General features: G+C 61.9%; 22 protein-coding genes. 8 read left to right on the top strand and 14 right to left on the bottom strand.

Going from position 1 to position 24,245, the window contains the following annotated elements:
- Nucleotides 1–35: 35 nt before the first annotated feature.
- Together BM364_RS02005 and BM364_RS02000 are read right to left on the bottom strand one after the other, a co-directional pair.
- Nucleotides 36–1,217, bottom strand: coding sequence for a zinc-dependent alcohol dehydrogenase (locus BM364_RS02005; protein ID WP_092420217.1), 1,182 nt, complete (start codon nucleotides 1,215–1,217; stop codon nucleotides 36–38).
- Complete coding sequence (locus tag BM364_RS02000) at nucleotides 1,217–1,813, bottom strand: SRPBCC family protein (protein ID WP_092423761.1); 597 nt, start codon at nucleotides 1,811–1,813, stop codon at nucleotides 1,217–1,219. Before BM364_RS02000 ends, BM364_RS02005 begins: the two co-directional genes overlap by 1 nt.
- Before the next feature lie 208 nt (nucleotides 1,814–2,021).
- Here BM364_RS02000 and BM364_RS01995 point away from each other — a divergent pair, with 208 nt between their 5' ends.
- Genes BM364_RS01995 through BM364_RS01985 form a run of 3 tightly spaced genes read left to right on the top strand, consistent with a single transcriptional unit; the run spans nucleotide 2,022 to nucleotide 5,529 of the window.
- The gene (locus tag BM364_RS01995) at nucleotides 2,022–3,803 is read left to right on the top strand and encodes a YbhB/YbcL family Raf kinase inhibitor-like protein (protein WP_092420215.1); all 1,782 of its coding nucleotides are present in this window, start codon (nucleotides 2,022–2,024) and stop codon (nucleotides 3,801–3,803) included.
- A 41-nt stretch (nucleotides 3,804–3,844) separates the two neighbouring features.
- Complete coding sequence (locus BM364_RS01990; RefSeq protein WP_175528423.1) at nucleotides 3,845–4,951, top strand: alpha/beta hydrolase; 1,107 nt, start codon at nucleotides 3,845–3,847, stop codon at nucleotides 4,949–4,951.
- Nucleotides 4,952–4,965: 14 nt separating this feature from the next.
- Nucleotides 4,966–5,529, top strand: coding sequence for a DUF4142 domain-containing protein (locus BM364_RS01985; RefSeq protein WP_092420213.1), 564 nt, complete (start codon nucleotides 4,966–4,968; stop codon nucleotides 5,527–5,529).
- Between the two features lie 58 nt (nucleotides 5,530–5,587).
- Here the strand turns inward: BM364_RS01985 and BM364_RS01980 are convergent, their stop codons facing one another.
- The 3 genes from BM364_RS01980 to kaiC are packed head-to-tail and all read right to left on the bottom strand — an operon-like array spanning nucleotide 5,588 to nucleotide 9,025.
- A complete protein-coding gene (locus BM364_RS01980; RefSeq protein WP_092420211.1) occupies nucleotides 5,588–7,045 on the bottom strand; it encodes a sensor histidine kinase in 1,458 nt (485 codons plus the stop codon).
- Nucleotides 7,042–7,329, bottom strand: coding sequence for a circadian clock KaiB family protein (locus BM364_RS01975; protein ID WP_092423757.1), 288 nt, complete (start codon nucleotides 7,327–7,329; stop codon nucleotides 7,042–7,044). The genes BM364_RS01980 and BM364_RS01975 overlap by 4 nt, the downstream gene beginning before the upstream one ends.
- A 7-nt stretch (nucleotides 7,330–7,336) precedes the next feature.
- Nucleotides 7,337–9,025 carry a circadian clock protein KaiC gene (kaiC, locus tag BM364_RS01970; RefSeq protein WP_092420208.1) on the bottom strand — a complete coding sequence of 563 codons (1,689 nt, stop codon included), beginning with the start codon at nucleotides 9,023–9,025 and terminating at the stop codon, nucleotides 7,337–7,339.
- Between the two features lie 425 nt (nucleotides 9,026–9,450).
- Between kaiC and BM364_RS01965 the strand changes: the two genes are divergently transcribed.
- The 4 genes from BM364_RS01965 (at nucleotide 9,451) to BM364_RS01950 (ending at nucleotide 14,754) form a co-directional block, all read left to right on the top strand.
- A complete protein-coding gene (locus BM364_RS01965; protein WP_092420205.1) occupies nucleotides 9,451–11,823 on the top strand; it encodes a S8 family serine peptidase in 2,373 nt (790 codons plus the stop codon).
- A gap of 183 nt (nucleotides 11,824–12,006) precedes the next feature.
- On the top strand, nucleotides 12,007–13,992 hold the full coding sequence (locus BM364_RS01960) for a PP2C family protein-serine/threonine phosphatase (RefSeq protein WP_092420202.1): 1,986 nt from the start codon (nucleotides 12,007–12,009) through the stop codon (nucleotides 13,990–13,992).
- Complete coding sequence (locus BM364_RS01955; RefSeq protein WP_092420199.1) at nucleotides 13,979–14,314, top strand: STAS domain-containing protein; 336 nt, start codon at nucleotides 13,979–13,981, stop codon at nucleotides 14,312–14,314. Before BM364_RS01960 ends, BM364_RS01955 begins: the two co-directional genes overlap by 14 nt.
- Nucleotides 14,315–14,322: 8 nt before the next feature.
- Nucleotides 14,323–14,754 (top strand): ATP-binding protein, encoded by a 432-nt coding sequence (locus BM364_RS01950; protein ID WP_092420196.1) that lies wholly within the window; start codon nucleotides 14,323–14,325, stop codon nucleotides 14,752–14,754.
- Here the strand turns inward: BM364_RS01950 and BM364_RS01945 are convergent.
- From BM364_RS01945 to BM364_RS01905, 9 genes are all read right to left on the bottom strand, one after another.
- Nucleotides 14,737–15,192: a hypothetical protein gene (locus BM364_RS01945; RefSeq protein ID WP_092420193.1), complete on the bottom strand. Its 456-nt coding sequence runs from the start codon at nucleotides 15,190–15,192 to the stop codon at nucleotides 14,737–14,739. The genes BM364_RS01950 and BM364_RS01945 overlap by 18 nt on opposite strands.
- The gene (locus tag BM364_RS01940) at nucleotides 15,189–17,015 is read right to left on the bottom strand and encodes a glycosyltransferase (RefSeq protein ID WP_210186372.1); all 1,827 of its coding nucleotides are present in this window, start codon (nucleotides 17,013–17,015) and stop codon (nucleotides 15,189–15,191) included. Before BM364_RS01940 ends, BM364_RS01945 begins: the two co-directional genes overlap by 4 nt.
- Before the next feature lie 57 nt (nucleotides 17,016–17,072).
- Nucleotides 17,073–18,119, bottom strand: coding sequence for an OmpA family protein (locus BM364_RS01935; RefSeq protein WP_175528422.1), 1,047 nt, complete (start codon nucleotides 18,117–18,119; stop codon nucleotides 17,073–17,075).
- Nucleotides 18,120–18,241: 122 nt separating this feature from the next.
- Nucleotides 18,242–19,021: a LamB/YcsF family protein gene (locus tag BM364_RS01930; protein WP_092420184.1), complete on the bottom strand. Its 780-nt coding sequence runs from the start codon at nucleotides 19,019–19,021 to the stop codon at nucleotides 18,242–18,244.
- 5 nt (nucleotides 19,022–19,026) lie between these two features.
- Nucleotides 19,027–19,410 carry an acyl-CoA carboxylase biotin carboxyl carrier protein subunit gene (locus BM364_RS01925; RefSeq protein ID WP_175528421.1) on the bottom strand — a complete coding sequence of 128 codons (384 nt, stop codon included), beginning with the start codon at nucleotides 19,408–19,410 and terminating at the stop codon, nucleotides 19,027–19,029.
- Nucleotides 19,407–20,384, bottom strand: coding sequence for a 5-oxoprolinase subunit C family protein (locus BM364_RS01920; protein WP_092420178.1), 978 nt, complete (start codon nucleotides 20,382–20,384; stop codon nucleotides 19,407–19,409). The genes BM364_RS01925 and BM364_RS01920 overlap by 4 nt, the downstream gene beginning before the upstream one ends.
- On the bottom strand, nucleotides 20,381–21,058 hold the full coding sequence (gene pxpB / locus BM364_RS01915; RefSeq protein ID WP_244542741.1) for a 5-oxoprolinase subunit PxpB: 678 nt from the start codon (nucleotides 21,056–21,058) through the stop codon (nucleotides 20,381–20,383). The genes BM364_RS01920 and pxpB overlap by 4 nt, the downstream gene beginning before the upstream one ends.
- Complete coding sequence (accC, locus tag BM364_RS01910) at nucleotides 21,055–22,407, bottom strand: acetyl-CoA carboxylase biotin carboxylase subunit (protein WP_092420175.1); 1,353 nt, start codon at nucleotides 22,405–22,407, stop codon at nucleotides 21,055–21,057. The genes pxpB and accC overlap by 4 nt, the downstream gene beginning before the upstream one ends.
- 3 nt (nucleotides 22,408–22,410) lie before the next feature.
- Nucleotides 22,411–22,767: an acetyl-CoA carboxylase biotin carboxyl carrier protein gene (locus tag BM364_RS01905; protein ID WP_175528420.1), complete on the bottom strand. Its 357-nt coding sequence runs from the start codon at nucleotides 22,765–22,767 to the stop codon at nucleotides 22,411–22,413.
- Between the two features lie 270 nt (nucleotides 22,768–23,037).
- Between BM364_RS01905 and BM364_RS01900 the strand changes: the two genes are divergently transcribed.
- Nucleotides 23,038–24,243: an aspartate transaminase gene (locus tag BM364_RS01900; protein WP_092420169.1), complete on the top strand. Its 1,206-nt coding sequence runs from the start codon at nucleotides 23,038–23,040 to the stop codon at nucleotides 24,241–24,243.
- Nucleotides 24,244–24,245 lie beyond the last annotated feature (2 nt).

The raw sequence follows: 24,245 nt of genomic DNA, 5'->3' as shown, positions 1-24,245 counted from the left end.
GGCAGCCCCGCCGCCCTGGCCGTCATGCGCCTTGCTTACGAGGCCATGCCCGGCTTGAGGACCACCTTGGTCCACTCGTTCTGCTGGTCGTGGAAGTTCTTGTAGCCTTCCGCGGCCTTTTCGAGCGGCAGGCGGTGGCTGATCAGAAACGTCGTGTCGATCTGGCCTTCCTGGATGCGCCGCAACAGGTCCTGCGTATATTTCTGCACATGGGTCTGGCCGCCGCGGATCTGCAGGCCCTTTTCCATCATTGCGCCAAGCGGCCACTTGTCGAGCATGCCGCCATAAACCCCGGGCACTGAAACGCGTCCGCCCTTGCGGCAGGCCAGCAGCGCCTGGCGCAAGGCATGCCCGCGATCGGCACCGGGAGCGATCTTTTGCTTGACGAGATCGAGCACGTTGTCGACGACAAAACCGTGCGCCTCCATGCCCACCGCATCGATCACCGCATCGGGCCCGAGCCCGCCGGTCATCTCCATCAGCGCCTCGCGCACATGGGTTTCCTCGAAATTGATGATCTTGGCGCCGAACTTTTGCGCCAGCTCAAGCCGGCGCGGATAGTGGTCGATGCAGATCACCTGCTCTGCGCCCATGATCATGGCGCATTGCACCGCAAATAGGCCCACCGGCCCCGCACCCCAGACCGCCACCGTGTCGCCCGGCTCGATCTGCGCATTCTCCGCGGCCATCCAGCCGGTCGGCAGGATATCGGACAAAAACAGCACCTCGTCGTCATCCATGCCATCGGGAATGACGATCGGTCCCACATCGGAAAACGGCACGCGGACATATTCGGCCTGCCCGCCGGCATAGCCGCCCGTCAGGTGCGAATAGCCGAAGGCCGAGCCCATTGCATGGCCATAAAGCTTTTCCGAAGCGTCCTGCTTTTCCACCGGATTGGTGTTGTCGCAGGCTGAAAACAGCTGGTTCTGGCAGAAAAAGCACTGTCCGCAGGAGATGGTAAAGGGCACCACCACGCGCTGCCCCTTGCGCAGCGTGCTCTTGGGCCCGGTCTCGACCACCTCGCCCATGAATTCATGGCCCAGGATATCGCCCGATTTGAGCCCGGGAATGACCCCATCGTAAAGGTGCAGGTCCGATCCGCAGATGGCGGTGGACGTCACCTTGAGAATGGCATCCTTGGGGTTCATGATTTCGGGATCGGGATGGGTATCGACGCGAACATCGTTGTTTCCGTGCCAGGTCAATGCGCGCATCAATCGTCTCCTCGGTCGGATTTGTGGTTGGCGCCGGTGGCGATTTCACCGGTTTCCATCAGCATCTTGAACCGCTTGAGTTCGTGCCGTGCCTGAATATTGGGTTCGGCCATGAAGAGCTTGGCAAGTAGCCGGCCCACGTCTCCGCCGGGTGGCTCGTAGCCGATTTCGGCGCTTACCACCGTGCCGCGTCCGGCCGGCGCATCCTTGAACGTGACGTGCCCGCTCGTCTTGATCTGCGACCCCTCGACCGAACACCAGCCGATCTCTTCGTTTTCAACGAGACCGGTTACCTCGGTTTCAAAGGTCACCGTCTGCCCCACCGGCGCCTTCACCGTCCAGGTCGAGCGCCTGTCTCCGGTCATTTCGATCCGCTCGATGGCATGCATGAAGCTGGGTAGATTGGTGAAGTCGCGCCAATAGCTGAAGAGTTCGGCGCGCGGCCGGTTGATGGTGACGCTCCGGCCCACGATGGCGAGGTCGCCGTCCTTGTCGTCGCGCCGTGTCCTTTTGGGAGCATCGTCCCGCTGCGCCGTACCTGCAGCGTCAGCACGTTGTGCCTCATCGGCAGTATCGTGGTGTGTCTCTTGCGCCATGCGCCACGCCTTTCCGTTCGAGTTGATCAGCACGACCAATGGTCTGCCCCCATCCCGGTTGCCTCGCGCCAACCTCGGTCAACCGGCATTAGGCCTCTAGCACGCGGCAAAGCCTGCTCTGCGGGCGTTAGGCTTTCGTTCACTTTTCCTGCAGCGAGCAACGTTTCAGCTCCGGATCTATTGCAGGAACGCAACCGGAGGCTCCCCGATGAAGCTCAGAACTGCTCTTGCCGCCCTCGCTGTGCTGGGCGTTGCGCCCGCGCTCGCGCAACAGGGCGATGGCACCGACATCGCCTACCCCGTCAGCGTCTTCAAGCCCAACAAGCTCCTGCCCACGAGCGACAAGCTCGCCCAGATCAGTGCGCCCGAAGGCTTCACGGTCGAGCCGTTTGCCGCAGGCCTTGGCAATGTGCGCATCCTGGCAGTCGCCGATGACGGCACGATCTATGCGAGCCGGCGCGAAGAAGGCGACGTCATCATGCTGCGCGACGCCGATGGCGACGGCAAGGCCGACAAGGCGCCGGTTGTGGTCGCCACCCGTCCCCAGACCCATGGCATCGCCATTCACGAGGGCAGGCTCTACATCGCCACAGTCAAGGAGATCTTTGTCGGCGACATTCTCGACGATGGCACCATTGGCGAGCTTGAAATGATCGTGGGCGACCTGCCTGATGCCGGCCAGCACCCCAATCGCGTGCTCGAATTCGGCCCCGACGGCATGATCTACTATAGCTCGGGCTCGACTTGTAACGCGTGCAACGAAAGCAATGCCGAAAACGCGGCCATGCTGCGCATGACGCCCGATGGCGCCTCCCGCACCATCTTTGCTTCGGGCCTCCGCAACACCATTGGCTACGATTGGCACCCCGAGACCGGCGAACTCTGGGGCCTTGATCACGGCATCGATTTCCTCGGCGACGACGTGCAGCCCGAAGAGCTCAACCGGCTCGAACAGGGCAAGCAATATGGCTGGCCGCACGTGCATGGCGAAGGCGATTTCAATCCCCAGAGCACCCCGGTCGGCGGCATCACCAAGCAGCAATGGCGCGATCAGAGCGAGCCCATGGTGATCGGCTACACCGCCCATGCCGCGCCGATGCAGTTCCGCTTCTATACCGGCAGCGGATTCCCGGCCGAATATCAGGGCGATGCCTTTGCCACCATGCGCGGATCGTGGAACCGCAATCCGGCAAGCGGCTATGAAATCGTCCATATCGCTTTCGAGAATGGCGAGCCCACCGCCATCGAGCCCTTTGTCACCGGTTTTCTCACCGATGATGGCACCACCCACATTGCCCGCCCAGTCGGCCTTGCCGTTGCCGCCGATGGTGCCCTGCTGATGGCCGACGATGCCAATGGCGTCATCTACCGGATCGCGTATGACGGGGAAGACACCGCCGCCGAACCCGCTGCTGCGGCCCCGTCTGACGCCATGGAACAGCAGGCCGCTGAAGGTGTCGGCGTGCCCTTGGCCCTCGAACGGGAAGAAACTGCAACCGAAGGCGAAGTCACTGTCTCCTCGCCCACTATCGAAGCAGGCGCCAGCATTCCCGAAAAGCACAGCGACTATGCCGATGGTGTTTCCCCTGCGCTAGCCTGGAACATGATCGATGGCGCCGCCTCCTATGCCATCATCATGGAAGACCCCGATGCGGCTCCGATCACGCCGTTCGTCCACTGGGTGGCCTGGAACATCCCCGCTTCTGTCTTCGATCTGCCCGAAGGCCTGCAGGAGCAGCCCCGCCTCGTTGCTCCCGAGGGCATGATGCAGGGCCGGAACAGCGCCGGCACCAACGGTTATTTCGGCCCCAAGCCGCCCGTGGGCGACCCGGTCCATCACTATCACTTCCAGATCCTCGCCCTCGACAAGCTGCTTGATCTGCCCGCCACGGCCGACCGCGACGATCTGCTCGCCGCCATGGAAGGCCATGTCCTCGCCAAGGGCGAACTGGTCGGCCTTTACCAGCAGAGTGTGGAGCCGCCGAAGTGAGCTGCCCCCGCGCCATCAGCCGTCAACCGCAAGGACTTTCCATGTTGACCCTCAAGACCCTCGCCTTGCCTCTTATGGCTTCCGCTCTTCTGGGCACCGCCATCACCAGTGTTTCAGCCCAGGACCAGACCGCGCCCGCGCCGGCTGCCGCTGAAGCCCGGCCGGAGAGCGAAATGGCTCAGCCGAACGAACAGATGCAGGCCGTCCTCGATGCTCTCGCCGAACTCGAGGCCAAGCCGTTCCACGAACTGTCCGTGCCCGATGCGCGAAGCCAGGCCACGCCTGCCGACGCAGCCCGTACTGTCCAGCGCGACCTCCGTATCCCGCCCGGGCCCGAAGCCGGTGTCGACAGCCACGATATCGGCATCCCGGGCCCCATGGGCACGCTGCCGGCGCGCGTCTACATGCCCGAGGAAGCCGAGGCCGGCACCGCCCTGCCCGTCATCGTCTACTTTCACGGCGGCGGCTGGGTCGTCGCCGATCTCAATGTCTATGACGCAACACCCCGCGCCCTTGCTGCCGGCACCGGCGCGCTCGTGATTTCGGTCGATTATCGCCACGCGCCCGAGTTCAAGTTTCCCGCCGCTCATGACGATGCCTGGACCGCCTATGAGTGGGTGGTTGAAAACATCCACACTCTAGGCGGCGATTCCGCACGCATCGCGGTTGCCGGAGAAAGCGCCGGAGCCAATCTTGCAACCAATGTCGCGCTGATGGCTAAGGAGCGGCAGGCGACCATGCCGGTCCACCAATTGCTGGTCTATCCCGTCGCCGGCAACGATACCGATACCCCGTCCTATCGCGAGAATGCCGAGGCCCTGCCGCTCGGCAAGGCCGATATGGAATGGTTCTTCGAGCATGTTCTGGCTGATCCGGCCGATGCCGATGATCCGCGCCTCGATCTCGTGTCCCGCACCGATCTCGGGGGCCTGCCCCCCGCCACCGTCATCACGGCCCAGATCGACCCGCTGCGGTCGGAAGGGCAGACCTATGCCAAAAATCTCGAAGCAGCTGGCGTTGAAGTCAACGCTTTGCAGTTCGACGGCGTCACCCACGAATTCTTCGGCATGGCCGCAGTCCTCGATGAGGCCAAAGAGGCGCACGAGGCTGCCTATGCCGATCTTCTTGCCGCTTTCGGCGCTGAATAGGAAAGACCAAAGCCATGACCAAAACCAGATACGGTCTCGCCCTCGGCGCTGCGCTGATGCTGGCAACCCTGCCCACCATCGGCTTCGCCCAGACGGTTGAGTCCACCCCGCCCGGCGATGCCTCTCCCATGTTCGTCGTCGACACGCCGCACTTTCTCGCGCAGGTGCAAAGCGCCAACCAGTTCGAGATCCAGTCGAGCGAACTGGCGCTCGAAAAAGACCAGGACGAGGATATCGCCGAACTCGCCCAGATGATCATCGCCGATCACACCGCCGCAGGCGAAAAGCTCGAACAGCGTCTTGCCGAAGCCGGTATCGAAAACACCGATGCTTCGGCCGAGCTTGCCCCCAAGCACGCAAAGATGCTGAGCCAGCTCGAAGCCGCCGATGCCTCAGACTTCCGCATGCTCTATCTCGACATGCAGAACCAGGCCCATATGGAAGCCATCGCGCTGTTCCGCACCTATGCCGGTTCGGGCGACAATCAGGTGCTGGTCGGCTTTGCCCGCGAAACCCTGCCGGCCCTCGAAACCCATGCCGCGCATGTCAAGGCCCTGGTCATGGCCGACGCCGAGTAAAACGCTTCAGATCATGATCCCTTGGGGCCGCCGCACAAGCTGGTGGCCCCGATGCCGTTCAAAAGAGGTCTTCGAGCGGCAGCGAGATGCGGCAGACCAGCCCCTCGGAGGCAAACTCGACCTCAGCCCCACCGCTCGCCGAATATTGCAGGCTGCGCGTAATCACCGTCTGCCCGAACCCGTGCCGCGTCGGCACGCTGATCTGGGGTCCGCCGCTTTCGCGCCATTCGATCACGAACCGTTCCTCGCCCGCAGCACTGATCGGCTGCACGGTCACCCGCCCGCCGGGCACCGACAGCGCTCCGTACTTGGCTGCATTGGTTGCCAGTTCATGGATCACGAGCCCAAAGGCGATGGCAGCGCGCGGTGCCATCAGGCGCGACAGATTGTGCGTCACCAGACGCCCCGCGGCCCCACTGGTAAAGGGCGCCAATTCGCTCTGCACCACGTCTTCGATCGTCAGATTGGTCCAGGAATTTTCCGCCAGCAGATTATGCGTCGCCGCCAGCGCCTGAATGCGCCCGGTAAACGCCTTCTGGAACCCTTCCAGCGTATCCTCGTGATTAAGCGTGCGGCTCGAGATCGAGAGCACCAGCGCCAGTGTATTCTTTACCCGGTGATCGAGTTCGCGCATCAGCAGAAGCTGCTGCTGCTCCGCCGCCTTGCGCTGTGACAGGTCGACCATGGTGACGACACAGCCGCTGATCGCGTCATTGCCGATCTGCAGCGGCGCTGCGCTGACGAGATAATCCTTGACCTTGGGCGCTTGGGGGGCATGGGCCTCGACGCCCTGCACAGCAGTACCCTGCACCGCCATGGCCACGATATCTTCCGAGCGCATCAGCCCGGTGGCATCGGGAAACACCAGCGGCACCGCTTCGGCAAATGTCCGCCCCAGCGCGTCGCCCTCGAAAAGCGCCTGGGCGGCTGCATTGGTGTGGGTGATGATCCCGTTGGTGTCGCACACCAGCACCGCTTCGTTGGCGGAGGCGATCACCGCGCGCGCCGCGCGCTCGCTTTGCTCGGCCGCTTCCGCCCGCACCCTTTCGGTCACATCGGTGAAGGTGACGGCGACCCCGAAGGTCGTCGACAACTGCAGGGGATTGGCCGCGAGGATGAAGTGCACACACTCGCCATTGCGCTCGAACGTCACTTCGGCCGAAACCGGCCCGACGAGTGGCGGCTCCAGGAGCCGGTCTATGGCATCGGCCACGGGCGGCGGCGAAACCTCCCCGATCATGCTGCCTTGCACCGAATTCTGCGTGAACCCGAGAACGGAGGTGAGTTTGGCATTGGCATAAAGGATGCGTCCGGCCGGATCGATCGCCGCCGCACCCACATTCATCACTTCCATGAAGGCGTGATAGGCGTCCGCACCCCCGCCGATATCGAAGATCTGCGGGGCATCGTGCTGCTCAACCACCAGCGCATCGACATCGCCCTGGCGGATCGCCTGCAGCGTGTCCTCGGCCTCGGAGAGCCGGCGCCGCAGTTCGTCGATCTCACTCTGGCTCATTCACCCTGAACCTTGAGGTTGACCAGCACCTTTTCCACATCGGAAAGATCCCCGATGATCTTGCGGATCGGCACGGGCAATTCGCGCACCAGCGTCGGGATTGCGACGATGCTGTGCTCCTTGGCCAGCTTCGGGTTCTGCCGCAGATCGATCACCTCGATCTCGTACTGGCCCTGCATATGCTCTTCGGTGATCTTCTTGAGATTGGCGATCGCCGCCAGCGATTTCGGAGTCTGGCCGGCCACGTAAAGGGTCAGCTTCTTGGGGTTCGACGCTTGGGTCATCAGGGTCTCATCTGCCATCGCCACGACGGCTTAATTCCATTTCGGCGGCATCGGCCTCCGCCTGTCGCCGGTAATCGGCCTCGGCTTGGGTCACCGCCGCAATTTCCGCTGCATCGGCCTCGAGGTCGGCCTGCAGCGCCTCGATCTGCGCCAGGGCCCTGCGCCTGCGGGCCTCGATCTGCTTGCGCTTGCGCTCCACCTCGGTGCGGCGCTCCACTTCCGCGCGCCGCGCCTTGGCTTCTTCATAACGCCGGGCCGAGCCGGTCAGCGCACCGGTTTCACCCAGATAAGGCGGCAACAGCTGGATGCCGTCTGCATTCATCACGAATTCGCGCACCTGGTTGGAGTGGGCGGTGCCGCGCGCCTTGAGCAGATAAAGCTCGCGATTGAACTCGCCATTGATCTCCCGATTCAGCATCAGGATCCAGCCATCCATCAGCGAGGAGAGCCCGATATCGGTTGCCACCGCGCCGTCTTGATTGTGCATGAGGTGGGTGAAGACCGCGCTTATGCCACGGCTTTTGAGAAAGTCCACCATGCGCAGCAACATCGACTGCACTTCCAGGTGATCGCCGCTTTCAAGGAAGGCTGAAATCGGGTCGAGCACCACCACATGCGGATCGAACCGGTTCACTTCGCGCAGCATGATCGCCAGATGCATTTCAAGGCTGTAAAAGGTCGGCCGCGCCGAAACGAAACGGATCTGCCCATTCTCGATAAATTGCGACAGGCCGAGCCCGATCGAGCGCATGTTGCGCACGATCTGGCCTTGAGCCTCTTCGAACGAAAAGTAGATCGCCCGCTCCCCCCGGGCCGCTGCGGCCGCAACGAAGCTGGCCGCAAGCGAGGATTTGCCTGATCCCGCCACGCCCGAGACCAGGATCGAGGATCCCCGGAAAAATCCGCCGCCTTCGATCATCGCATCGAGATCTTCAACCCCTGAGGCGATCCGCTCCTCGGACACCTGATGGTCGAGCCCGAGCGAGCTGACCGGGAGCACGGAAAATCCGTCGCGATCGATCAGGAACGGATATTCATTGGTCCCATGCGCCGTGCCGCGATATTTCACGATGCGCATGCGCCGGGTCGAAATCTGGTTATGGGCGCGATGATCGAGCAGGATCACGCAATCGGAGACATATTCCTCGAGCCCCTGGCGGGTCAGCGTCCCATCGCCGCGTTCGGCGGTGATGACGGTCGTCATTCCCTTGTCCTTGAGCCAGTCGAAGAGCCGCCGGATTTCGGCACGCAGCACTGCCTGGTTGGTGAAGGCGGAAAACAGGCTCTCGATCGTGTCGAGCACCACCCGCTTGGCTCCGATCGCATCGATCGCCAGCTCAAGCCGCAGGAACAGTCCCTCAAGATCGAAGTCGCCGATCTCGGCCACTTCCGCCGGGTCGATCTCGATATGCTCCATGGCGATCTTGTCGCTCTCGATCAGCCCTTCAATGTCGAAGCCGAGCGAAGCGACATTGGCGGCGATATCGACCGGCCGCTCCTCGAACGTCACGAACACGCCGGGCTCGTCATAGTCGCGCGCGCCATGCACGAGGAAGGTGGTTGCAAAAAGCGTCTTGCCGCAACCGGCCGAACCGCACACGAGCGTTGGCCGCCCGGTCGGCAGCCCGCCCAGGGTTAGATCGTCGAAACCTTCGATGCCGGTGAGTGACTTGGTGATGCCGAGCGAGGCGTCCATGGTAATTCCAGACAATGTAGATCTGCTCTTCTAGGGCAAAGCCGCAGGGGCAGCCAGCAAAATGGGCCACACTCCCTTGGTAAACCTTTGCAGGCATGCCGGCCCCAACAACACCGTAAGCGAAACGACAAGACCCTAGTCCATCAAGCAACTTCTGAACTCTTGCGCCCGGTCCAGAACCCACAGGCCCGATGAAGTGACGCAATGGTGCCTCCGCGACAGACAAGATGCCTGTGCTCCGCGTCCGGCATATGGTGCGCCCTCACCACTGCGCCAACACCCTCGACTTTCCATTATTGTTAGTGAACGGCGATACCTCTCGCCAATTTAGTAACCATGTAGCATTATAGTACTGTCACTGCTCGAAGATAAGTAAAGCGGCAGGCAAAAACACCACGGCAAGTGGTTTGGGACAGGACAAGAAGATGGCAAGAAAATCTCTGGCGGATACGCTCCGGCCGGACCAATGGCACCTCAACAATATCGGTCAGACCGGCGGCACACCGGGTATCGACATCAACGTACTCCCGGTTTGGGAAGACTACCGTGGCGAAGGGATCAGGGTTGCCGTTCTGGACAGCGGTGTGGACACCACCCATCCGGATCTCGTGGGCAATTACCTGAGTGAATTTGGCTATGATTTCGGCAGTGAGGTGCCGGACGGCTCTTATCTGACCCAGGACGTGTTCGATCCGCATGGCACTTTCGTTTCCGGCCTGATCGCCGGCACCGCTCAGGGCACCGGCATCCGCGGCGTCGCCTTCGAATCCAAATTCACTTCCTATGCCGATTTCAACGGCGCGCAAGCCCACACGTCCTTTGCCCGCGCGGCCGATGCGGGCTTCGATGTGATGAACAACAGCTGGGGCGCCATACTGCCCTTCAGCCTCACGTTCCGGCTCAATCCGGCCTTGGGCGAATCCGTCGAGCATGCCGTCAGCACTGGTCGCGATGGGCTCGGGCTCAACATCGTTTTCGCCGCCGGCAACAGCTACGCACGTAACAGGGTCTTCGAGGAGCTGGGCTTTGTCTGGTCAGGCGAGTTGGGCATTGCCGATACCAACACCGACAGCTTGCAGAATTCGCGTTTCACCATCACGGTTGGCGCACTCGATCACGACGGCACCTATAGCGACGGCCTTGACGATCTCGGCTACACCACGCCCGGAGCATCCGTTCTTGTGTCGGCTCCTGGCACCGCTGTGGCCTCTACCGATATCCAGGGCGATCGCGGCTATAATCCGGGTGAAGACTTTGCCGTTGATTCCGGCACCTCCTTTGCCGCCCCCGTGGTTTCCGGCGTCGTCGCACTGATGCTCGAAGCCAATCCGCTCCTGGGCTACCGCGACGTCAAGGAGATCTTGGCCTATTCCGCACGCTGGAACGATCAGGATGAACCGGCATGGTCATTCAACGGCGCGATCAACCACAACGGCGGCGGGCTGCTCAGCAACTACAATTACGGCTTCGGCATGGTCGATGCCACTGCGGCTGTACGCCTTGCCGAGACCTGGCACAAGCAGAGCACTTTCGCCAACGAGGCCATGGTCAAGGCCGAGCCGATGGTGGTCAGTACCGCCATTCCCGATGGTGATGTGATCGAGTTCCAGTTCACCCTTGAAGCTGGCGTCAGCATCGAAACTGTGGAACTCGACTTCGGTCTTAATCACGAGGAAGTCGGTGACCTGATCGTCAGCCTGATTTCGCCTTCGGGCATGTCTTCGACCCTGCTCGCCCGTCTATTCGACGGACGCGCCACCGAAGTGATGCACGCCCTGATCGAACGGGAAGGGATCGAAGCGGACCCGGCCAAGATCGCCCACACCTTGTCGAGCAACGAGTTCTGGGGCGAAGACAGCGGCGGGGTCTGGACCGTCGTCGTCGAGGATGCCCACATCGGAAATGTCGGCAGCATCGATCACCTCGCCCTGCGCGCTTACGGAGCCGAAGCGGGCGAAGACACCACCTATATCTTCACCAACGATTACGCGACCATCGCCGAACTTGATCCCGCCCGCCAGCACATCAGCAATGCCAACGGCACCCATAGCCTGAACTTTGCCGCGGTCAGCACCGGCATCGTGCTCGACCTCGCCCAGCGCCAGGGCACCATTGCCGGCACCGATCTCACCATCGGCGCCGATACCGACGTCAACCGTGTCTTCAGCGGCGACGGTAATGACCTGATCACGCTCTCTGCCGCTGGCGGCTCCGTCTTCACCGGCCGTGGCAATGACACGATCGAACTGCTCGGCCAGGGCACCGTCGATGGCGGCGCAGGCGTCGACCGCGTGCTCCTCTCCCAGAACCGGGCGGATTACGAGATCGCCGTCAGCGATGGCACCGTGACCCTGTCGCCTGCCGATCAGGGCGGCGCCGTAATTGCCAGCAATGTGCAATATTTCAGCTTCGCCCAGGGTGCGGATATTCTGGTTGCTGCGGCCAATGCCTTCGAGGCCCGGGTCGCCAGCTTCTACGAGACTCTTCTTGGTCGCGCCGCCGACTTCGATGGTCTTGCCTATTGGTTCGGCGCCCTCGACGACGGCATCGATGCCGGCGAGATTGCCTCGTCCTTTGCCGCCAGCACCGAGTTTGCCCTCGGCCACGCTGTCCTCGCCGACCGCGACTATCTCGGCATGCTTTATACTCAGGTGCTCGGGCGCGAAGCCGACACGAGCGGCCTCGACTATTGGGCGGGCGAACTCATCTCCGGCATTTCGCGCAGCGAGATCGCCGCCAGCTTCGCCATGTCTAACGAAGCGGCCAACCAGTCCTACGACAGCATTCTGCTCGTCTGAATCGCGCCGGCACCCTGATTTTGTCAGGGTGCCGGCCTCACGTTAGCGAAAACGCGTTTCGAGCGCCTACATGCTAACCAAATGCTAACCAAACTGTCACTTGAACCGGGCTGGACGCATCACCTTCGCACGGGTTGAATTAGGTTAACATGCCGATCCATGGCTCCCTGATTCAGGCTGGCAATGAAGATACGCGACTTGATTTTGGTGCTGACGATCGGCCTGGGTTTCACTCTCGTCCTGGTTGCCGTGCTATTTCTGCGCGACGAACTTGCAAGGCTCGATACTGCCCAGCGCCTGCAGGCTTCCAACAATGTACGCCAGGAATTGCTGGTCGCCAGCACCGCCTTGGCGCGTGAGCGCACCAAGACCTTTCTGCAGCTAACTGCTTATCATCATGCAGAAATCACCGAAAACACCGGCAGACTCCGGCGCGACGCGGACGCGGCGCTGGCCGGTGCGCGCATGGCCCTTGCCGAGGGCGAAGCCCTGATGCCGCGCGCCCGCCAGAGCGCCGATATTCTCGCCGAAGCCCAAGGCGAACTTGCCGCTCTCCGCGCCCAGATCGACCGCATCAGCGCCCAAGGCAATGGCAACCTCCGGCGCCGGGAAGCCAATGCCTGGCTGACCGAAGCCACCCGCCTCATCGATCAGCTTCAATCTGCCCGCCTCGACCTCCTCAACGACAATCGCCCCAGCGATGCGGTCCTCGCGGCCGAGGCGAATATCCGCGCCTTTGTCGATATCCTACATGAATCAATAGCTTACAACGAGGCTATCGGAGTCGCGCTGCTGGCGAGCGAAGGCCGGGCTCGTACCGACCTCGCCACCACGCTCCAGCGCACTATTGGTGAAATCGACCTCGCCTGGCAGCTGATCGGCTATGAACTCGACACCGCACTGCCCCCCTCGATACTCGCAGCAGTGCAAAAAGCGCACGAGAACCACCTGCGCACCTACAATCCGCTCCAGCTCACCCTCGTCAACGCCGCGCCCAATCTGACCATGGATGTGATGATGGTGGCCTGGGAAGAGACATCGGATCAGAGGCTCCAGGAACTGGGAGACCTTCAGGAACAGCTGATCGTCAGCTCGCGCAGCAGGCTCGACTCTCTTGTCGCCAACGCCCAGCGATCCGGATTTATTGTAGGGCTGGCAACCCTTTGCGGAGTTCTTGCGGCCGTCCTGATCCTGCTCGTCATCCGCCGTCGTGTCATCGCCCCTATCGGCCGGATCAGTCAGGCCATGGTCCGCCTCGCCGACAACGACCTTTCCACACCGGTTCCCCGCGCCACGCGCAGCGATGAAGTGGGCGTCATGACCAATGCGCTTCGCACCTTCAAGGCCAATGCCATAGCCCGGCAAAGGACCCAGCAGGAATTGCACCGTGTGCACGAGGACCTCAAGGCGACCTATGGTCAGCTTCGTCACGATCTCGAAGCCGCAGCGACCATCCAGCTCGCCATGCTGCCCGCGCCCGATACGGTCGGCGGCATCAGCCACACGGGGCTGTATTCCCCCTCGAGCCTGGTTGCCGGCGACACCTACAATGTGATCGCTCAACCTGATGGCAGCGTTGGTTTTTTCCAGATTGACGTCGCCGGCCACGGGGCTGCCGCAGCTCTTGTTTCGGTGGCGGGCCAGCACACCCTTTCCCAAGCCATCCTGACCCGGCGACGCGAAGATCGGCTTGAAGATATTGTGGCTGAGGTCAATCGCGACTGGCCCGAAGACCTGCCTTATTTCACCACGATTCTCGGCGAGATCGATCCCACCGCTCCGGTTGCCCGCATGGTGCAGGCCGGCCATCCAAGCCCGGTGCTGATCCGCTCGGATGGACAGGTGCAGTATATAGGCGGCAGCGGCTTTCCGGTCGGCATGCTGCCGCAGGCCCGTTATGAGACCCTTGAATTCGCCTTCCGCGCAGGAGATCGCCTGCTGATCTATTCGGATGGGGTGATTGAGACAGAAAATCCGGCCGGCGATCTCTATTCTGAAGCGCGTCTCCTCGATCTGATTGCCGAACATTCCGGCGGCTCGACCGCTGACCTCTTGACTGCGCTCCAGAAGTCCTTGCGCAACTGGCGCGGGCGCAGCGAACTGACGGACGATGTGAGCGTTCTGGTTGTGGAACGCACCAACTCTCGGAGCAACCATGCTATCCACTGAAACGATCAACGACGTTCTGGTTGTCCAGGTCACCGAACGCCGGCTCGATGCCAGCAAGGCGCCTGCCTTCAAGACCGAGGTTGCCGCCCTGACAGAAGGCGGCGTTCACCGCCTGGTGCTCGATCTGCGCAAGGTGGACTTCATCGACAGCTCCGGCCTTGGCGTCATCGTGTCCTGCCTCAAGCGCCTGGGGCCCTCAGGCAATCTGGCGATAGCAGGCGCCAATAGCGCCGTGCGCCGGCTTTTCACCCTGACGCGCATGGACCGCGTTTTCTCGATCCACGACACGCCCGAAGCGGCTGTCGAAAACATGCTGGCCTGATTTCGATCATGAGCCCGAACCTCAGCCTCAAGATCGATAGTGATCTCGGCAGCGTCGAACTCGTGGCCAAGGCCGTGCGGGCTTTGTGTTCGGACAGCTTAGGTGAAGATGCCCTCAACGATGTGGAGATCGGCGTCGTCGAAGCCATCAACAATGTCATAAAGCACGGCTATGCCGGCCAGAAAGGCTCCGCTGTCGAAGTCTCGGTGGGGCTACGCCAGGACAGGGTCGTGATCGATATCGTCGATCAGGCCCCTCCCATGCCGCCGGACGCGCTTGGCGCTCCGCTCTATGGCCATGCCGGTCCGTCCAGCACCGAGGATCTGCCCGAGGGCGGCATGGGTCTTTCGCTGATCCAGATGACCATGGACGAGGTCAGCTATTCAAGCGAGCAAGGCAGCAATCGGCTACGCCTGACCAAGCTAATTGGAAGCGAGTAAAGGCGAAATCCGCGTTTCAAACTGTGGCATAGCCGCAGCGACGAGCCCGAGCGCGGGATGAATGGCCGCGTCCGCACCACTGGTTTCGAGCGTTCCGATGATCTCGTCGACAAGGCGATGGTGCTCTGCGACTACTCCGATGCCCTGGGAAACGCCGAGCACCGCTGCATTGAGGGCGGCCGCTTGCGCGAACGGAACCTGGGGATTGGCCTCGTAGACCGTGCGGCCACTATCCACGGCCGCTTCCAGCGCAGACCGGGACCGCACGTCCGGCTGGCCAGCCGATCCGGTAACAGCGATATCGGCAACGACCTGCTCCCGAATGCGGGCCGTCGTGTCGATTCCTTCAAGATAGATGATCGCAGCGGTCGACACGATCAGGGCTGCGGTGAAGGCGATCTGCCCGCGCGCCTGCAACAGTCCTTCGCGAAAGCTCATGAGGCCATCTCCTCCTGGTTCAGATCCGCCCTGCGCATCTTGCCCGAAACGATTTCCGCCTCGAATTCCTCATCCGGCTGCCAAAAGGCTGCGCGGATGATCGGCAACATGGAGATGGCATTGCTCGCGCCCCAAAGCGTATTGGCCAACATCGCTCCAAGGCCATATCCCGGCACGCCCAAAGCATAGGCAACCCAGCCCCAGACGAGCCCGACAACCGTGAGCAGGGCAATCGCGGTCTGCCAGCGCACCAGCCGGCCATAGGTGCCCACCTGCCGGTCCTTCGGCGTCACCGGAAAAGAAATTTTCTTGCGACGCACAACGGCCCAGAGTGCCTGAAGACCGAGTGGGAAAGTTGCGAGAAACCAGGCGCGCCCTTTGCTGTTGGAATTGCCCCAGGCTGCCACCAGCTTGGATAATTCGTTCAGGATCAGGAACGGGGTGATGTGGAGGAAGAACTCCAGCGAATATCCGGCCAGGGGCGCAATACCGCTGAACAAAAAAATGATCGGAGCGAGCAGAAACATCACGTTCCAGATCGGTGAGAGATAGGAATAGAAGGTCGCCGCATACATCAGCTTCTGCTGCAGTGTCAGCCCCTTGCGAAAAAGCGGGCTGTCATTGACGAAGATGTCGAGCGTGCCCCCTGCATATTTGAAGCGCTGCACGGTCCAGCTCAACAGGTCGTTCGGCGACAGCATGCGCGCCTGAACGACCGGGTGAAGCACAGATTTCCATCCGCGTTCGCGGTCTTCATGTAGGGCGATGGACGTGTAAATGTCTTCCGAGACGTGGAATTTATAGGGCTGGAACTCCTGCTCCAGCGCGCCTTGCCAGAGCATCGCGCTTTTGACGGAATCGGAGATCGCCTTTTCCCCCGTCAGCCGCTTCGCTGCAGCTTCATCGCGTCCCGCTGCCGCCTCGATGGCGTTGGACCACTGGCGTAGAGCCGCTTCCATCACCGCTTCGCGCCGATGGATCGATCCGGCACCACAACAGAAGCTGGCATTGGCCCAGTTGCGGCGGCGCAGGATCACGTCGAAAAACAGCTGCGGGTCGTTGGCGAACGGATCCTCGCCAAGCTGCACCGGCCCGATGACGCGCTCGACCGACCGCCCGAGCCAACCACCGAAACGTCCCAGACGGCGCTGCAACTGCGCCGGTAACGGAATGCCGGGCGGCACGTCGTAGAACCATTGAGGCGTCTGCACCCAGGCAACCTTGGGGTCGCGGAAATAGCCCAGCGTTTCTTCAAGGAAACTGGGAAACGGCACCATGTCCGCATCGCAGATCAGGATGAAATCGCCCGATGTTTCGGTCATGGCATTGCGCAGATTGCCTGCCTTGAAACCGAGATTATCCTCGCGCGTGATATAGTTGACGCCTTCCTCGGCGGCGACTGCGGCCATGGCCGGGCGCTTGCCGTCGTCGAGCACATGCACGGCAACGGTGATCGGATGAGGATAGCGCAAGGCCTTTGCGGCCTGCAAACCCTGGCGGACAAGTTCGGGATCTTCGCTATAGGTGGCAAAGAACACATCGACCGTTAATGGCCGGTCGGGCTCCTCCACATCCTCGGCGCAATCACGCGTGGTCGCCGGCGGAGGGCCACGATCAGGTGAACGCGCAGACCACAGATTGATGGTGAAAAGCACAAGACCGATGAAAGCACCGGTTTCTGCCACCACAAGCGGGATGGCGAACCAGAGTGCATCCATGTTGATCGAGAACAGCCAGCGCCAGGCAAGATACCAGGCGCCGAAAATCAGGCATGCTGTGCTCAGAAACTGCCACAGCGCCTCGTGAAGCGGCGAATATGGCAAGGGAGTCCAAGGCTTTTGCGCCTCAAAGCGCGTCCGTGGTTTGCTCGTCATGGGCTGCTACTGTTCCGCGCCGGGCACAGGTTCCCCAGCAATAAGCCGAGCCTTGGCCTGTTCGAGCAACCACAGCACTTCCTTGGGATCGGTGTTGCTGGAGCGGACGTAGAGCTCACCGGTGGCGCGCCAGCCGAGCACCAGCAGATGCGCCAGATTGGCCTCGCGGGCATCGCGCGCGATCTGTGCAACGGCGTCGTCATCACCAGAGGCAATTGCATCCGGCTGGCCCGCGGATTGGGACACCGCCGGGCTCCAAAGCTGCACCGTCACACGCCGGTTGTCGGCGGCAAGCGGGCCGAATTCATCCGTCCCAGTGGTCGAAACGATATTGGCGCTCGGAAAACGTGCGCCGGCCAGGATTAGCGCGTCGAGCACGGCGCTGGCACGCGCCGCTGTCAAACGCAGATTGGCGAGTTCGGAGCCGCTCTTGTCGGCATAACCGGTCAGTGTCACCGAGCACGCGCCGGAACGCGCCGCATCCACAACATGTTGAAGGGTCTCGCCTGCGAGCCCCAGCGCGACGCTGCCGCTCTTGATGCCTACCACCTCGGCATAGGCCGAACACTCCGGGTTTTGAGCCTCCACGCGAGGCACGGCGCCTCCGCCCAACCACCCACCTTGCGGGGCTGGAGCAACAGCGATCTCGTTGCCAGTCCAGATCAAAACACCGCTGGACCGGTCTCGCTCGATGGGCGCATCGTTTTCGACAAGCAGGAAATCGTCCGGCGTCAATTCAGTCCCGCCGATATTTGCGCCAAGAACGGTGAGGCTGCGATCCTCTCCTTCGCCAGCGAAATAATCGTTGGTGAGGCGCAGGGTGAGATCGCCCGATCCGGACAGCAGATCGTCGGGTACCTCGAATGTGAAATCCTGCCCTTCCGGAACCGGTTCATCGATGGTTCCGGAGGCAATGACCACGCCGCCAAGCGTCGCCTCGAATGCCGGTCCGCCTTCAAATGCCGTGCCCGACAGCTTCAGGCGGACCTCGGCGGCTTGAAGGCTCAGCGCCGAACAAGCCACTATCGCAAACGCAACCGGTATCCTCAGCAAGCCCGCCTCCTGTCTCCCATCCTCGAGACAGAACGCCACAAAAGGGCAATGGTTGTCATCCCAGTTTCGGGCTCTGGCAAACCCTTAACAAAAGACTAGCAGAGACAAAGCCCGGGGAGAGATCAGCCCGCTTTTGCGCCGAGCTGCCGCGACAGGGCCGCCACTTCCCCTCCGGCAGCCGCGATTGCCGCCTTGATGCCGTGAGCGACGGCAAGGGAATGCGGCGTGTCGGAATGAACAAGGATGGACTGCACCTCGACATGGAGGACCTGCCCATCGATGGTCAACACGGTTCCCTCATTGAGCAATCTCGTGACCCGCGCATAAACATCGGCTTCGCTCTTGATCACCGCGCCCGGCAGAGATCGCGGGGCGAGTTGTCCATTGATGGTGTAGGCACGATCGGCAAGAAACAGATTGACCGTAGGCGTTCCCGCGTCCTTTGCGGCCGCTTCGAGCTCCGTGCCGCTGAGAACCAGAAGCGCAATTTCAGGATCGAAATCGGCTGTCGCACGCACAAGAGCTTCCGCCACCTTCCGGTCTGCACAGGCCAGATTTCCCAGTGCGCCATGGGGATTCATGTGCGTGATCCGGTGACCGACAGGCCGGGCGAGCCCGTCAAGCGCGCCCAATTGGTAGAGGACGTGCTTTTCAAGTTCGGCCAGATCCATCTGCATGTGACGACGGCCAAAGCCCATGCGGTCAGGATAGCCCACATGAGCGCCCAGATCGACGCCGTGCTCCTGGGCGATTCGAATGGTACGATCCATGACCACCGGATCACCTGCATGATAGCCACAAGCGACATTGGCGGAGGTGATCACGCCCATCAGAGCTTCGTCATCGGCGATCACATAGGGCCCGAAAGCTTCGCCCAGATCCGAATTGATATCGATCTTCATGGAAATCAGGCCTCAACAAGAATGGTCAAGACAGGCGCGCCATAGCCGAGCAAGGCGCCTTCACTCGCAAGGATGGTGCCTACTGTGCCCGCCTTGCCCGCGACGACGGGAAGAAGGACGGAGCCGTTTTCGAGGAAACCTACCGTGGCTCCGGCTGCAACGGCATCACCAGGCTGAACAAGGGGATCGGAGTGCTGCGGATGCGTCAGCAGCAAACGGCCGAGGCCCTTCGTGGTGACCGTCGCTTCGCTCCGCGGCGCGAGTGGCGCCGTTTCGCTTCCCGAAAGCGTCAGGGACAGCAGCGCCTCGCCTTCGCGGACGCGCAGTGTCTCAAGGCCATGCTCCTGCATCAGGCTAAGGGCACGATCAAGATCGGCAATGGTGATCATCTGGTCCATCCTTGAGCAGCATTGCGGACACGGGCCGTCGTGCTGCGCACTTGGGAAAGGAACGCATCGAGTTCGCCCAGCGCGTCCAGCGCCTCCGCGAAGCTGACCTGCCGGAAGCGCAGTTTGGCGCCGGGGCGGGCTTGCGCAAGACGCCAAAGATCTGCCTCGATTACGGCGCCGATCTTGGGATAGCCGCCCATGGTTGCCGCATCGGCAAGCTGGATGATCGGCGCGCCGCCCGGCGGCACCTGAATGACTCCAGGCACGATCCCGTGCGAGCGTAGTTCCACCGGCGCTTGGAGGCGCAGTTCGGGGCCCGCAAGACGATAGCCAGCGCGATTGCTTTGCGGAGTCACATCCCATTCCGCCGACCAGAGCGCCTGGTGGGCTTCAGGGACAAAGAGACCGTATTCGGCTGCGGGAATGACCCTGACCTCGGCCACGTCGCCGACGGTCGGCCGAAGCGGAACAAGGTTGACCCCAATACCACCTGCGGGAAGAAGCGTCTCGGCGCGACGGCCGTTCAGCCGGTCGCCTTTTTGTAGCATGCGCCCTTCCAGCCCGCCGAACTGCTCGCGCAATTGCGTGCTGCGTGACCCGAGTACCGCCGGCACATCGAAGCCACCCGCGACACACAGATAGGCCCGGCAGCCGGAGCGCGGCGCCCCTAGGGTCAATGTCTCACCGGCCTTGGCCGTGATCGCCCAATTGGGTGGTAAGGCCCGATCATCGAGGCGCGCACTGCAATCCGCGCCCGTGACGGCGATGTCGAGGTCCTGATCGAACCGGACGGAAAATGGCAGCATGGGGATTTCAACCGCTGCTGCGTCCGCATCGTTCCCCAGCAACGCATTGCCAAGGGCAAGGGCAACGCCGTCCATCACCCCGGAACGGGATACCCCGTCGCGATAATAGCTGTGCCGGCCTGCATCCTGGATGGTGGCGAGAGCCGAACTGCTCAGGATTTCCATCATGACAGCACCTTTTCAGGATGGAAGCGGATGGAGTCGCCCGGCCTCAACAGCGATGGCGGCTGCCTTGTCGGATCGAAAAAGGAAATGTCCGCCGACCCGATCGTGTGCCAACCACTTGGGCCCGCCGATGCAGAAACCCCGGTTTGGGCGCCCGCAATCGATAGCGAACCACCTGGAATGGACAGAAGCGGCACGGCACGGCGTGGAACAAAAAGGCGAGGGTCGAGACCGCCGAGATAACAATATCCGGCATGGCTGCCCACGGCGTAAACGGTGTAAGTGGGGGCAGAATGGATCCCGACCACTTCCTCGACCGAAAGGCCCGTGAGGGACGACACGTCTGCCAGGTGCGGCCCGCCTTCGCCGCCATAAACGATAGGCAAGTCGAGGGTCTTGCCGGTTACCGCCTTGGAAATCCCGCTATTCCAGAGCGCAATAATCCGCTCTCCGAACGTATCGATATCGCGCGGCGGCGTGGCAAAAAGCACGGTGAGATTGGTCATGCCGGGCACGGCTTCGCGAACCCCGTCCCAGGTTCCGACCGCATCCGCCATGGCCCAGATGCGCTGCTGATGTTCTATATCGAAGGCGCCGGGCGCCTCGAAGATCATGCCCGTCGTGCCAAGAGGACTGAAGCGGGGCTTGGTTTGGTCGGTGGGAGCCATAGCGTTCATGACGCCGCCCTTTCGGCGAGCCAGTGCTCAAGATGATGGATATTTATGCCGCCTTTGGCGAAGCCGGGCTCGTTCATCAGTTCCGCCTGAAGCGGGATATTGGTGGTGATGCCGCCGATCCGGAAATCGGAAAGCGCTTTACGCATGCGCTGGAGCGCATCTGCCCGATCCGCCCCATGCACGATGAGCTTGGCGACCATGGAGTCGTATTGGCTTGGAATGGTGTAACCTGCGCGGATATGAGTATCGAGCCGGATGCCCTCCCCGTTGGGTGCAACTACCTCGGTGATCGTTCCCGGCGATGGGCTGAACGTGAACGGGTCCTCTGCATTGATGCGGCACTCGATGGCGTGGCCGCGTGTTTCCACATCCCCTTGCTGCACCGTGAACGCCTCTCCACGCGCCGCCTGAAGCTGCATGGTCACGATATCGAGCCCGGTCACCAGTTCGGTTACGGGATGCTCAACCTGCACGCGCGTGTTCATTTCGATGAAGTAGAACTGACCGTCTTCGAAAAGGAACTCAAAGGTGCCTGCACCGACATAGCCGATCTGGCGGCAGGCATTGGCGCAACGTTCTCCGACTTCAGCAATGAGCGCGCGGTCGATACCCGGCGCAGGCGCCTCTTCGATCACCTTCTGGTGGCGGCGCTGCATGGAGCAATCGCGATCGCCGAGCCACAGCGCATTGCCATGGCTGTCGCAGATCACCTGAATCTCCACGTGCCGCGGATTTTCGAGGAACTTCTCAATATAGATTTCGGGATTGTTGAAGAAGCGCTGCGCTTCTTCGCGCGTCAGTGCCACCGCCTCGGCGATGTGCTCCCGGCTGCGCACGACACGCATGCCGCGCCCACCGCCGCCACCGGCCGCCTTGAGAATGACCGGATAGCCGATCTCATCGGCGATCGCGGCGATTGCAGTCACATCCTGCGGCAGAGCGCTGTCGGGCCCCGGCACGCAGGGCACACCGGCCGCAATCATGGCCCGCTTGGCCTCGACCTTGTCACCCATGGTGCGGATGCAGTCGGCGCTAGGTCCGACAAAGACGAGGCCCGCATCCGCAATAACATCGGCAAAGCGTGCATTCTCGGACAAGAACCCGTAGCCCGGATGAATCGCCCCGGCTCCAGTCTGGAGCGCTGCCAGCACGATGGCGTCGGCGTTGAGGTAACTGTTGCGCGCCGCGCCCGGCCCGATGCAGATCGTTTCATCCGCCGTTTCGAGGTAAGGCGCTTCGGCATCGGCCTGGGAATAGACGCAAACGGTCTTGATACCGAGGCCTCGTGCCGCCTTCTGTATGCGGAGGGCAATCTCGCCGCGATTAGCAATAAGCAGCTTGTCGAACATGGGCTATTCTATGCGAAAGAGGGTTTGACCCGCAGAGACCTCGGCCCCGTCCTCGACGAGGATCGCAGCAAGCGTACCGGCACGATCCGCCTCGATGGGGCTGAAGACCTTCATGGCCTCGATGGTACAAAGCGACTGTCCCGCGGTAACGGCCTGGCCCAGGGCAACGAAAGGGTCTGCACCAGGAGCTGGACTAAGGTGAATGACGCCAAAACTGGCCGCAACCACATCGTAGCCCTTCTTCGCCTTGGAAGGCGCCGGAGGCATGGCAGCCACCGCCTGGCCGGAAGCGGCCTTTTTCAGATGAACCTCGAAATCGCCGTCAGAAATTTCAAGTTCGGCGACCGGCGAGCGAGCCATCCAGTCTAGAATTTCCTTTAGTCGCGCTAGGTCCATTGTGGTCGTTCTGCTCTGGACAGGGGAGCGGCGAAGTCATGCCGCGATAGTGATTTGCTAACATGCTGACTAAGCGATGGGGTCAGATCATTGCGCGATGGGTTTAATCATCGCCGTTCCTTATCGCACCAGAACGAAGCGGTTTTAGCAGCGCATTTGCCGCATCTTTATGCTGGTCCGCGGAGCGGCCGAGCCGCTGCATTCCGGGGCATCGGGCCCCTGTCAGGATCAGCTATGAGCAACTTTCAACCGGCTGCGCGCGTAACGCGCATCAAGCCATCCCCCAGCGTGGCGGCTGCCGCGCGCGCCAAGGAACTGAAGGCCGCCGGCAAGGACATCGTCGACATGACCGTTGGCGAGCCGGACTTCGATACGCCCGACAGCGTCAAGGCAGTCGGCATTGCCGCCATCGAGGCCGGCGACACCAAGTATACCCCGGTCAACGGCACCCCTGCCCTGCGCAAGGCCATTCGCAATCGCATGGCTCAGCGCACCGGCATCACCTATGGCGACGATCAGATTTCGGTCGGCGGCGGCGCCAAGCAGATCATTTTTGTCGCCCTGATGGCCTCGGTCGACAACGATGCCGAAGTCATCATCCCCGCGCCTTATTGGGTCTCCTATCCCGACATGGTGCTTGCCAACGAGGGCAAGCCCGTCATCGTCAGCTGCCCGGAAAGCGATGGCTTCAAGCTTTCGGCCGAAGCGCTCGAAGCGGCCATCACGCCCAAGACGCGCTGGCTGATCCTGAATGCACCGTCGAACCCAACAGGCGCGGCTTACTCCGACAGCGAACTCAAGGCGCTTGCCGATGTGCTCGACCGCCATCCCCATGTGTGGGTAATGACCGACGAGATCTACGACGAGATCTGGTTCGAAGACCGGCCGCTGTCGAGCATCGTCAAGGTCGCGCCGCATCTGGCGGACCGCATCTTCGTGGTCAACGGCGTGTCCAAGAGCTATGCAATGACCGGCTGGCGCATCGGCTACGGTGTGGGCCCGGCTCCGCTGATCGGCGCCATCAACAAGCTGCAGTCCCAGATGTCCTCCTGCCCTGCCTCGATGAGCCAAGCGGCCGCCGCCGCGGCCATGGAAGGCGACCAGTCGTTCATCACCGATTGCGTCAAGGTTTATAAGCAGCGCCGCGACTTTGCCGTTGCATCGATCAACGCCATTCCCGAATTGTCCTGCTCGACGCCGAGCGGCGCCTTCTATCTCTATCCCAATTGCAGCGGCGTGATCGGCAAGGTGACCCCCGAGGGCAAGACCATCGAGAACGATCTCGATTTCGTCCTCTATCTGCTCGACAGCGGCGTTGCCGCCATTCATGGGGCCGCCTACGGCCTTTCTCCCCACTTCCGCATCTCGACGGCCACGTCGACCGATCTGGTCGAAGAAGCCTGTCGTCGCATCGCCGCCGCTTGCGCGGCCCTCAAGTAAGG

The sequence above is a fragment of the Devosia crocina genome (assembly GCF_900116545.1).
GTDB lineage: Bacteria > Pseudomonadota > Alphaproteobacteria > Rhizobiales > Devosiaceae > Devosia > Devosia crocina.
Note: the sequence above shows the minus strand (reverse complement) of the source record. Positions and strands in the feature narration are given on the sequence as shown.

Excerpts from the sequence above, each read along its gene's own strand:
- BM364_RS01990 (WP_175528423.1), top strand. The coding sequence starts at position 3,845 with ATGTTGACCCTCAAGACCCTCGCCTTGCCTCTTATGGCTTCCGCTCTT.
- BM364_RS01955 (WP_092420199.1), top strand. The coding sequence starts at position 13,979 with ATGCTATCCACTGAAACGATCAACGACGTTCTGGTTGTCCAGGTCACC.
- kaiC (WP_092420208.1), bottom strand. The coding sequence starts at position 9,025 with ATGGACGCCTCGCTCGGCATCACCAAGTCACTCACCGGCATCGAAGGT.
- BM364_RS01945 (WP_092420193.1), bottom strand. The coding sequence starts at position 15,192 with ATGAGCTTTCGCGAAGGACTGTTGCAGGCGCGCGGGCAGATCGCCTTC.
- BM364_RS01930 (WP_092420184.1), bottom strand. The coding sequence starts at position 19,021 with ATGAAGATCGATATCAATTCGGATCTGGGCGAAGCTTTCGGGCCCTAT.
- BM364_RS01965 (WP_092420205.1), top strand. The coding sequence starts at position 9,451 with ATGGCAAGAAAATCTCTGGCGGATACGCTCCGGCCGGACCAATGGCAC.
- BM364_RS01950 (WP_092420196.1), top strand. The coding sequence starts at position 14,323 with ATGAGCCCGAACCTCAGCCTCAAGATCGATAGTGATCTCGGCAGCGTC.
- accC (WP_092420175.1), bottom strand. The coding sequence starts at position 22,407 with ATGTTCGACAAGCTGCTTATTGCTAATCGCGGCGAGATTGCCCTCCGC.
- BM364_RS01960 (WP_092420202.1), top strand. The coding sequence starts at position 12,007 with ATGAAGATACGCGACTTGATTTTGGTGCTGACGATCGGCCTGGGTTTC.
- BM364_RS02000 (WP_092423761.1), bottom strand. The coding sequence starts at position 1,813 with ATGGCGCAAGAGACACACCACGATACTGCCGATGAGGCACAACGTGCT.
- BM364_RS01925 (WP_175528421.1), bottom strand. The coding sequence starts at position 19,410 with ATGATCACCATTGCCGATCTTGATCGTGCCCTTAGCCTGATGCAGGAG.
- BM364_RS02005 (WP_092420217.1), bottom strand. The coding sequence starts at position 1,217 with ATGCGCGCATTGACCTGGCACGGAAACAACGATGTTCGCGTCGATACC.
- BM364_RS01975 (WP_092423757.1), bottom strand. The coding sequence starts at position 7,329 with ATGACCCAAGCGTCGAACCCCAAGAAGCTGACCCTTTACGTGGCCGGC.
- BM364_RS01905 (WP_175528420.1), bottom strand. The coding sequence starts at position 22,767 with ATGGCTCGCTCGCCGGTCGCCGAACTTGAAATTTCTGACGGCGATTTC.
- BM364_RS01900 (WP_092420169.1), top strand. The coding sequence starts at position 23,038 with ATGAGCAACTTTCAACCGGCTGCGCGCGTAACGCGCATCAAGCCATCC.
- BM364_RS01995 (WP_092420215.1), top strand. The coding sequence starts at position 2,022 with ATGAAGCTCAGAACTGCTCTTGCCGCCCTCGCTGTGCTGGGCGTTGCG.
- BM364_RS01985 (WP_092420213.1), top strand. The coding sequence starts at position 4,966 with ATGACCAAAACCAGATACGGTCTCGCCCTCGGCGCTGCGCTGATGCTG.
- BM364_RS01920 (WP_092420178.1), bottom strand. The coding sequence starts at position 20,384 with ATGATGGAAATCCTGAGCAGTTCGGCTCTCGCCACCATCCAGGATGCA.
- pxpB (WP_244542741.1), bottom strand. The coding sequence starts at position 21,058 with ATGAACGCTATGGCTCCCACCGACCAAACCAAGCCCCGCTTCAGTCCT.
- BM364_RS01980 (WP_092420211.1), bottom strand. The coding sequence starts at position 7,045 with ATGAGCCAGAGTGAGATCGACGAACTGCGGCGCCGGCTCTCCGAGGCC.